Consider the following 9266-nt stretch of genomic DNA (forward strand, 5'->3'; position numbering starts at 1 on the left):
GTCAGGTTGCGGATGAAGACCGGCTGCTTGCGCCAGATCGTCTTGATCGCCTGGCCGGGCTGGATCTGCGAGATGTCGACCTCGGTGGAGGCGAGCGCGAGCACGTCCGCCGACGGGTTCATCTGGTTGATCAGCGGATAGAGCACCGCCGCTCCGCCGACGCCCGCAAAGCTCACCGCCGCGATGTTGATGAAGTCGCGCCGGCGGACGCCCCCCTCGCCTCCGCCGCCATGGGCGGCACCTGCGTGAGCCGTTCCGTCGGTATGTTCAACCGTCGCCATATCTTGCCTTCGAAGCGTAACCGTTCCGGATGTGCGAACAATCGCCGGCCGCCGAAGGACGCTGGCGGAGGCGATGCTTCACACAGTGCCGCGTGAGGGGAGCCGAGGCGCCCCCTGGCGGCGTCGCGGCCTGATAGCCGCGACACGCGCGCTTTGCCAACAGCCATTTTGGAATCCTGGCCGAGCAGGCTCCGGGAGGAAGTCCGGCGCGAGCATGTCTTTCGGAGATTGACGTAGACCGATCCTGGTCGGTCAGCCTTCTGACGATCCGAACACCGATTTCACCTTCTCGGCCGCGTCGTGGAGCAGCCCGTGCGGCGATGCCGAAACCAGGTCGCCGGCACGTTGCGACACTTCAGGGTCGCGGCGCTCCGTCCTGACGAGATGAAGATAGCTGCTCTCATATTTGGCAAGCTGCTGCAGCCCTTTGGGGTCAAGGACCGTCAGCACCTTCCCGGTCAGCTCGATCAACCCCTTGGAGCGGAGCTGCTGAAGCATTCTGTTGACATGGACGGGCGTCATGCCGGTCGCATCGGCCAGCTCCTCCTGATTGAGCAGGAACGGGAAGCTGTCGTCCGTCGTCTCCCCGATGATGCGGTAACGGATCAACATCTCGCACATGAGGTGCGCGATCCGCTCGATCGAGTCCCGGCTCCCGTGATCGACGATCCACTCGCGCAGGACCGCCGAGTCCGTCATCGTGCTCCACCACAGCGCCTTCGTCAGCTTGGTCGATTCGGTCAGCAGCCCTTCGATCACCTTTGCGGGCACGAGGACGCATGTCGTTTCCGTCATCGCCACGATGTCGTGGTCCATGCCTTCGAGGACGAACACTTCGACATCGCAAAGGTCCCCCGGAACGAGGAGCGCCATGAACTGCCGTGCTCCGCTTCGGAGCGTCTTGGAGCGTGCCGCAAGGCCGGTGAGGACAAGATGGATGTCGTCCACCTTCTCGCCTTCCCGGATGATCGTCTTGCCTCGGGCGTAGGTCTTCGTCGGATAGCTGAGGAGCTGATCCAGACGCTGCCGCTCCTCCGGGTCGAAGCTCGTGAATTGCTCCAGCTTCATGGTCAGAGGGTTGGTCATGGTCGCATCCTCCTAATCTATGTTTGAACGCACCAGAGGACGGATGGAGCCTGCCGCACCCGATGAACGTCCAAGACGGGTCGAAAGCCAGCCTTCTTTCGTCAGGATTGAGCGAGCGCCCGCGTCTGCAATGGCGCGTACAATGTCCGCCGCTGATCTGGAGTTCACTTGATGGGAGCAGTTGCGACACCGAGTGCACCATATTCTTCCGGCATGCCTGCCAATTTAGCGTTATCGACCGGCCGACGTCATGAGCGCGGGTGATCAGAGACCGGAGCTCAATTTGGCGATCCGCGCCGATGGCCCGTGCGCCTTCAAAGCCGCTGATCGACATCCAGATGTCCCGCTCCGATCGCCTCAAGCCATCATGGCATTGGTCGGAGGCGGATATCCGACGAGCGCGGTCTCATCGTATGTACGGCACCAGCACATTTATCGTCATCAGCACGAGAAGTATCCCTGCTGTCCAGGCTAGGACGGGAGAGCTGCCGACACCAATGCCAAACAGCAGCACGAGGGGCCCAACCATGATGTAGTATCTGTCCCGGAGGATCTGCAATCGTCCGGCGAAACTGTGCTCATCCATGCAGAGAAGCTAACGGCTGGCGCAGAGGCCCGCAATGACCATGACGGATGATCAGCTGGATGCCTGAAGTGGCTTCGAACAGGACCTTCGCTCAATGCGGATTGGGCGCTGTGGCGACATTGGGCTCGTCTCTGATAGCCCCAACCCCACGCAGTCTTCGCGGGCGCGGGAGCAGAACGATTATGACGAGGATCGCGATGTTGACTGCGGCGGACAGATAGCGAGCAGCATCGGTCGAAATGGCCTCACTAGGCATCAGCTGGCCAGCAAGAACATTGGTCAGGTTCCAGCCCCAATGCAGTGCAACGGCACCCCAGAGGTTGCGCCATCGCCAAGCCGCTGCCCCGTAGGCGAGGCCGAGGCAGAACAATCGCACCTGCTCGCTAATACCCCAATCGAAGCGCCACACATGATTGGCGGTGTAGAGCAGCGCGCTAAGGATGACGTAGAACACAGCAGTCAGCTGCACCGGCAGAGTGCGAAGGAGGAAGCCGCGCGTCAGGATGTCTTCCACGACGGAGGGGACAAACGTGGAAACAATGGCAAAAGCGATGCCTCCGAGTGAAGCGGCAGCGACGGCCTCTGGTGCAGTATAAAGGCCCATTGCCGTTCCAAGGGCGCGGGAGGCGAGAAAGGCTAGTGCGGCAATGAGCATGCCCGCGCCAAGGAGGGAAAACGAAGCGGCCCGGAGGTCAAGACCGTAGGCATCGTAGCCGCGCCACCCCATCCAGCGGCCAAGCGGCCAGGCAAGCAGCAGCGCGACGATCATGAGTGCTGGACCCACCGAGCTCATAGGCACGAACACGGTCTGCATCCATTCGGAAGCCTGATAGAGGCCGAACAGCGCGATGAATGCGATCGCAATCCGTGCGATGCTCGCCCGCCCACGAGACGCTGCTCTAATTGCCATAGGTGCTTCCCCTCACGAGCAGCAATGGAAAGCAAAAGTTCCAAATGTCCGCAATGGGTCGAAGGCGGACCTTCAGCGAGTGTCTGGAATGAGTGGAAGGCCGACGCTGGCGAGGTGCCGCTCCAGCCGCTTTGCCTCATCGCACCTTGTCGGTGTCGCTGAGCCCGTCGAGGAGCGCCATGTCCGCGCTCGTTATTTCGAAATCCACGTCGGCATTTTCGCGGATGCGCTGCTCGTGGGTGGATTTGGGAAGCGGGCCGACGTCTTTCTGAAGGACGTAGCGGATGCACAATTGCGCGACCGATTTGCCGTATCGCTCCGCCACTGCCCGAAGGTCGGGGTGACGGAGTATCTTGCCGGTCGCCAGGGGCGAATAAGCCGTCACCTGGATCCCCTCGCGACGGCAGAATTGGACGACGTCCTCCTGCGTGTGGCCGATGAAGTAGCGGATCTGGTTGACCATTGGCCTGGTCGAACATCCATCGATTATGACCCTGAGGTCGGCGGCATTGAAGTTCGAGACGCCGATCGATTTCGCACGGCCGGATCGGTAGATCGTTTCGAGTACCTCCCAAACCGCCTTGTTCCCTGCCGAGCAATCGCGGCCGATATCGTGCCACGGCCACGGCGCATGGATCAGATAGCAGTCCAGATAATCCAGGCCGATAGCGGCCATCGTCGTTTCGAAGCTCGCCAGCGCCTCGTCCGGATCCTTGATCTCGGCGGGCAGCTTCGACGTGACGAAGACCTCTGAGCGCGGGAGCCCGCTGTCGCGAAGAGCGCGGCCGACGCTGTCTTCGTTGCCGTAAACCCGGGCGGTGTCGATTTGGCGATAGCCATGCGCAAGCGCCGCGCTCGTTGCACCGTAGGCCTCCAACGCATCAGTGATTTGCCAGGTGCCGAAGCCGATCTTGGGCATTTGCAGCCCGTTCGAAAGCGTGAAATCTTCTTGTAACGCAGCCATATGGCACTCCCTGGGCATGGCGCCGTCCCAGATCACGGCGCGCCCCGTCACGCAAGTGGCCTCACGCGGCCTGAGCGATCGATGTCGAGTGCGGATCGAACGCGGACATAGACGTGAGGTGCGCGCCGAGCTTCCGTCACCGCCCCCGGCGCCGCAAAGCAGGCTGTCCGCTTCCCACCCATTGCGGACACGGTGAGCTTTGGCCGACGGACTTGCCCTGAGCGTCCGCAATGGGTGGAAAGCGGACATTGGCGGTCAGCGGTGATATGGCACCTTGATGGCCAATGGCGGTTGGTATGGCACTCCCGAGGAATGGCAGCGGCTGGAAGAGCCGCTACTGGCCATTGACCCAATCCTCGAGCGTTTCGCTGCGGCTCGCGGCGTACTGGTTTCGAGGAACGCGAAGGACGCGCCTGAACGGTCGCTAACTTGGGGCGGCAGCCCCAGCTTCCTGATCCAACTGTATCTGGCGGATTATGCGAGACCGTCATGGAACATGTGGTTGTGCTGCTCGGAGGATCGAGGCGATGAACGCTTCTGGCGCACCGACTTCGCTGTTCGTGACCAGCCAATGGACGCTTTTCAGAGCCGGCTCTCGGCATTGCTTGAACAGAGCTTTAGGACAGTAGAGACTTGGGGAGCCGATCCGGACCAGCTTCAGTTCGCGACAAAGTTGGCACCCATGCCTCGGTCCTAATGTCCGCAATGGGTGGAAAGCGGACATTGCGCCAGAGGAGCAATCAAGGCAGCTTGGCCGGATGAAGCACCAGGAAGCGCGGTTTGTCGTCGAAGTGACGCCAGATGATGAGATTGTCTGCCGAGCGCCCAAGCAAGCGGAGCAGCGCATCCAGATTGCTGACCTTGGAGCGGTCTACGTTGAGACAAACGACAGCGGACCTTGGGGAGCGGACGTTTGGTGGCTGCTGAACGACAGGGCCGGAGAGACGAAGGTCACGTTTCCGCAGATGGCGACCGGTGAGGAAGCGGCGCTTAAGCGGTTGCGGCTACTCCCCGGCTTCGAGATGCGGGGAATGAACTCGACGGAGGACGCGCGCTTCTTGTGCTGGCCAACGCCTCTGAGTTGAATGTCCGCAATGGGTGGTAAGCAGACATTAGGTCAGCCACACCATCAGCGCGGCCACGCCAAGTGCCACGCTCAACACCGCGATTCCCGCGACTGGGCGGACCGACAAAGCCGAGCAGCGCCAGCATTCGTCGTAGAAGCTGTCCTCAGCCAAGGTCCGCCCGCAAGAGCCGCAACGAGAGGTCACATTAAGAGAATGAGCCAGCGAGCGCACATCCGCAATGGTTGGGAATCGGGTGTTCACAGGCTATCTGTGAGACCTACCGTAGACCCCGAGGCGGAGGCCCGCCGCTGTCTGTCCGCAATCATTAGAAGCCCCAGCGCGAGCATGCCAATGACAATCAGCTTGTACCTGCCCGACACGACGTACTCCCATACGCCCGTGGCAATGAACAGCGTTACGGCGAGTGCCACTGCGGGTTTGAACCAACCCCCTTCGGTTAACCGTCGCTCCCGATGAGCCATATGGCATCTCCCTCCAACCCGATGCCTTGCCACCAGCTGCCATCCTGTCGCTCGGCGACAAGACATTGAGCTGGCGACGTTCGGTAGATCGATCGGCATTTGCTCTTCAGCCGATGGATTAGTTCTGGAGGCGCTGAGTAGCGCCATTTATAATAAGGGTCTTGGAACCCATGGGTCTCGTACCGCCGAAGCCGCAGCGGTGAGCCAATCTGCTGCCCCACAAGCTCCTTCTGAAGCCGCGCAGGTCTGAGAACCAGATCGTCTATCGTGAGCCCAAGAAACAGCAGCCCAAGGCAAACGGTGCTTAGGAGACTGTACGTCACGGGTCTGGAGACGCCGACGGGGAGCACGTTGAAGAGCTTTAGGGCAGCCATTGCTACTGCCGCCGTGAGCAAAGCGATTGGCACCAGGAAAAAGAGGGCGAGGACGATCACGGCAGCAGAGTAGCGTGAGTTGCAGTTTTTGCGACTTGAATGTCCGCAATGGTCGAAAGCAGACATTCGGCTTGGGAGCGCCCGGTGGCGCTTCGGTTCTCTCCGCTGGAAACCCGCGGGGTCCGCTAGCGGCCACTTCCCGACTCTCCGGACGAAGCGAGAGCTGCTTGTCGGCGGAGGAGCCGCTCGGTTGCCTAAAGCCGTGTCGCCACAGCGCAGCCGGACTTGGGAGCGGGTTGTGGGACCGTGATCGATCCCACCGCTAGAAAGGGTGGGAGTCCGCTAACTTTTCAGTTGAAGTGGTGGAGCCGAGGGGGATCGAACCCCTGACCTCTGCAATGCCATTGCAGCGCTCTCCCAGCTGAGCTACGGCCCCGAACCAAATCCGCAGCCCCTGGGAGGGCGCGTCGGCAGCCGCCGCTTTAGATAAAGCGGCGGTGCCTATCAAGCGGGTCTCTTAAATCTCTTCGTCGTCGTCGCCGCCCGAACCCGGCACGCCGATATCGTCGTCGCCGCCGATATCGACCTCGTCGTCCGGATTCTCCTCGGCGTCCTCGTCGATCTCGAGCTCGTCGGCGGCCAGATCGGCATCGGCCGCCTCGTCGGCGACGGCCTCCTTCTTGGGCGCGTCGAACGGCAGCGGCTGCTTCGATTTCAGGACCGGCTCCGGCTCCCAGGCGATTCCGCAGTTGATGCAGGTGACCGGGTCGTCCTTGCCCAAGTCGTAAAAGCGGGTGCCGCATTTGGGGCAGCTACGCTTGGTGCCCCATTCAGCTTTCACCATGAGGTGAGCCTCCAGTAGAATTGAACCAGCAGAAATGAAAAAGCGGAGCGCCGAGACGGGCCCTCCGTGATCGCCGCGCGCCTTGCCACATGGGTTTGCCGCTGTCAAAAGCCAAGCGCCTTCCGCCCGGACAGAGGTTTATGAGCAGCGCCGAACCGCAGCCGATGGAGTTCGCGCCCTCAGGTCCGCTCACCGGCGCCGCCCGCGTCCCCGGCGATAAATCCATTTCGCACCGGGCGCTGATGATCTCGGCGATGGCGGCGGGGAGGAGCCGGATCGAGGGGCTGCTGACCGGCGAGGACGTGATGTCCACCGCCGCCGCGCTGCGCGCGATGGGCGTTGGAATTCGGGCCGAGGCCGCGGGCGCCTGGGAGGTGGACGGCGTCGGCGCGGGCGCATTGCTCGAGCCCGGCGCGCCGCTCGACATGGGCAATTCGGGGACGTCGGCGCGCCTGCTGATGGGCCTCGTCGCGAGCCATCCGATCGCCGCCACCTTCACCGGCGATGCTTCGCTTTCCCGGCGGCCGATGGCGCGCGTGGTCCGGCCGCTGCGGCGGATCGGCGCCGAGTTCCTCGGCCGCTCCGGCGACCGGCTCCCGCTCACGATCCGCGGCGCCTCCCCTGCCCTGCCGCTCGTCCACCGGATGGAGGTCGCCTCCGCGCAGGTGAAGTCGGCCCTGCTGCTCGCCGGCCTCAACACGCCCGGCGTCACCGAAGTGATCGAGCCCGTCCCCACCCGCGATCATAGCGAGCGCATGCTGAAGCTGTTCGGCGCCCCGCTCGAGGCCGCAGCGGGCGCCGGCGGCGAGCGCCGGATCCGCCTCACCGGCCAGGCCGAGCTCCGCCCGCAGCAGCTCCGCGTCCCCGGCGATATCTCGTCGGCGGCCTTCCTGATCGTCGCCGCGCTTATCGTCCCCGGCTCCGACCTCCGCATCGAGGATGTCGGCGTCAATCCGCTCCGAACCGGCCTCATCGATCAGCTCAGGCGGATGGGCGGGAACATCGACCTCACCGACCCGCGCGAGGTCGGCGGCGAGCCGGTCGCCGACATCCGCGTCCGCCACTCCCGCCTCCGCGGCATCGACGTCCCTCAGGAAGCGGCGCCGTCGATGATCGACGAATTTCCGATCTTCTTCATCGCCGCCGCCTTCGCCGAGGGCGCCACCCGCACCAGCGGCCTCGCCGAGCTCCGGGTCAAGGAGTCCGACCGCATCGCCGCAATGGCCGAGGGCCTCCGCGCCGTCGGCGTCAATGCTGCCGAGCAGCCCGACGGCCTCACGATTGAAGGCAGCGGCGGCGCCCCCCTCCCCGGCGGCGGCTCGATCGACCCCCGCCTCGACCACCGCATCGCAATGAGCTTCGCCGTCGCTGGCCTTCACGCCCGCCGGCCGATAGAGGTCGCCGACATGTCGCCCGTCGAAACCTCTTTCCCCCATTTCGTGGCGACCCTCGGCACTCTCCTTCAGGGCTGAGCCTGGTCGCAAAGTTGTGGCGCCGTTTTTCCGCTTCGCTACAAGGCCTTAGCTGTTTGAGGTGGAGAGGAATGCAATGAGGCTTGCGGGCGCGGCTTGGGTATTGATCGGGATGGTTGCGGCTGCGGAGCCGCTCCACGCGGCTGAAGTGGCACCTCCGGTGGTTGGGGCGCCCAATCCCGCGGCTTTCTTCAGCGCCACGAGCGGCGCCGTCGAAGTCGACAGGGAGTGTTTGGCCTATACGGTCGACACCGTCTCTTCCCACGCCGGTTGCGCAGCGCTCGTCAGCCAGGGCAAACTGACGGCGATCCTCCCGGTCGTTTCCCGCACCGTCATGACGCCGGGCGCAGGCAATCCCGCCGCCGCAATCGCCATGCTCCAGAAGGCCGTCGGCGCAGATCCCCACCCGGCAGGTTTTTATCTCCTGGGCAATCTCCTCGCGACCGGCGAACGGATCAAACCGGATTATTCGAAAGCCGTGGCCTACCTCCGGCGCGCTGCGAGCGGCGGCAACTTCGCCGCGGCGGATCTGCTCGGTACGCTCCATCTTGCAGGCAAGGGTGTGGCGCAGGACGCCGCGAAGGCGGCCGCGCTCTTCGAGCAGGCCATGGCCGGCGGCATGCACGGCTCCGCCAGGCGGCTGGCCATGCTCTATCTCGACGGGCGCTGGTTCCCGCGCGATCCGGATCGCGCCCGGGTCATTCTGGAGGCGGCGCAGGCAGCCGGCCATACCGACGCGGGCACCATGCTTTTCATGCTGCAGGGCGAAGACAAGGTCCACAACTTCCAGCTGCTGCCGGCAGGCGAGGGCAAGGCGCCCGAGCTTCGCGAGTACAAGACGTTCGACAATCCCGCCATTCCGCCCGCGCTTGGATTCACCGAGGAATTCCAGAAGCTCTACTTCGCCGCTTACAGCGATCCTTCCGTCGTGGCGCGGCTCGAACGCGACCTCGGTTCGCTTCCAACACCCTTCATCTATGAGCTCGCCCGGCGCGCGGCGGCTGATTCGCCCGAAAAGGCGCGCGGCTACTGGATGCTGGCGCGAACGCGGATGAGCTTCGACGTCGCCCGGTGCAAGGATCCGGCCGCCATACAGGCAGTGAATGCATTCGACGCCCTCGTCCTTCCCGAGATCCGCTATGCTCTGGCCGGCATGTCGCCCGCCGAGACGAAGGCCGCAGTCGATTTCGCACTCGAGCG

9 protein-coding genes and 1 tRNA gene are annotated in these 9266 nt (G+C 63.6%); 3 read left to right on the top strand and 7 right to left on the bottom strand.

Translation table 11 applies throughout. The features are described 5' to 3' along the window. The 4 genes from VF662_RS13375 to VF662_RS13390 all read right to left on the bottom strand — a co-directional run. On the bottom strand, positions 1-281 hold a 281-nt coding region (locus VF662_RS13375; RefSeq protein WP_464142110.1), incomplete at its 3' end, for a ubiquinol-cytochrome c reductase iron-sulfur subunit N-terminal domain-containing protein. Between the two features lie 252 nt (positions 282-533). Then, positions 534-1367, bottom strand: coding sequence for a Crp/Fnr family transcriptional regulator (locus VF662_RS13380; RefSeq protein ID WP_464142113.1), 834 nt, complete (start codon positions 1365-1367; stop codon positions 534-536). 677 nt (positions 1368-2044) lie between these two features. Then, positions 2045-2863: a lysostaphin resistance A-like protein gene (locus tag VF662_RS13385; RefSeq protein WP_464142115.1), complete on the bottom strand. Its 819-nt coding sequence runs from the start codon at positions 2861-2863 to the stop codon at positions 2045-2047. A gap of 136 nt (positions 2864-2999) precedes the next feature. After that, positions 3000-3827: an aldo/keto reductase gene (locus VF662_RS13390; protein WP_464142117.1), complete on the bottom strand. Its 828-nt coding sequence runs from the start codon at positions 3825-3827 to the stop codon at positions 3000-3002. Between the two features lie 758 nt (positions 3828-4585). Here VF662_RS13390 and VF662_RS13395 point away from each other — a divergent pair. Beyond that, entirely contained in the window at positions 4586-4912 is a 327-nt protein-coding gene (locus VF662_RS13395; protein ID WP_464142119.1) for a hypothetical protein, read from the top strand. A gap of 27 nt (positions 4913-4939) precedes the next feature. Here VF662_RS13395 and VF662_RS13400 read toward each other — a convergent pair whose 3' ends face one another. The 3 genes from VF662_RS13400 to VF662_RS13410 all read right to left on the bottom strand — a co-directional run bounded on the left by VF662_RS13400 (position 4940) and on the right by VF662_RS13410 (position 6594). Beyond that, positions 4940-5065, bottom strand: coding sequence for a hypothetical protein (locus VF662_RS13400; protein ID WP_464142121.1), 126 nt, complete (start codon positions 5063-5065; stop codon positions 4940-4942). A gap of 1045 nt (positions 5066-6110) precedes the next feature. Then, positions 6111-6186, bottom strand: a tRNA-Ala gene (locus VF662_RS13405). A gap of 81 nt (positions 6187-6267) precedes the next feature. Further along, positions 6268-6594, bottom strand: coding sequence for a TIGR02300 family protein (locus VF662_RS13410; RefSeq protein WP_464142123.1), 327 nt, complete (start codon positions 6592-6594; stop codon positions 6268-6270). 140 nt (positions 6595-6734) lie between these two features. Between VF662_RS13410 and aroA the strand changes: the two genes are divergently transcribed. Together aroA and VF662_RS13420 are read left to right on the top strand one after the other, a co-directional pair. Beyond that, the gene (gene aroA, locus VF662_RS13415; protein WP_464142125.1) at positions 6735-8066 is read left to right on the top strand and encodes a 3-phosphoshikimate 1-carboxyvinyltransferase; all 1332 of its coding nucleotides are present in this window, start codon (positions 6735-6737) and stop codon (positions 8064-8066) included. A gap of 76 nt (positions 8067-8142) precedes the next feature. Beyond that, the coding region (locus VF662_RS13420) for a tetratricopeptide repeat protein (protein WP_464142127.1) at positions 8143-9266 on the top strand (1124 nt) is incomplete at its 3' end.

Source organism: Allosphingosinicella sp. (assembly GCF_036387215.1).
In the GTDB taxonomy this organism is placed as follows: Bacteria; Pseudomonadota; Alphaproteobacteria; order Sphingomonadales; family Sphingomonadaceae; genus Allosphingosinicella.

Bases quoted from the DNA above. Each gene is read 5' to 3' on its own strand.
- VF662_RS13380 (WP_464142113.1), bottom strand. From the start codon at position 1,367: ATGACCAACCCTCTGACCATGAAGCTGGAGCAATTCACGAGCTTCGAC.
- VF662_RS13385 (WP_464142115.1), bottom strand. From the start codon at position 2,863: ATGGCAATTAGAGCAGCGTCTCGTGGGCGGGCGAGCATCGCACGGATT.
- VF662_RS13390 (WP_464142117.1), bottom strand. From the start codon at position 3,827: ATGGCTGCGTTACAAGAAGATTTCACGCTTTCGAACGGGCTGCAAATG.
- VF662_RS13395 (WP_464142119.1), top strand. From the start codon at position 4,586: ATGAAGCACCAGGAAGCGCGGTTTGTCGTCGAAGTGACGCCAGATGAT.
- VF662_RS13410 (WP_464142123.1), bottom strand. From the start codon at position 6,594: ATGGTGAAAGCTGAATGGGGCACCAAGCGTAGCTGCCCCAAATGCGGC.
- aroA (WP_464142125.1), top strand. From the start codon at position 6,735: ATGAGCAGCGCCGAACCGCAGCCGATGGAGTTCGCGCCCTCAGGTCCG.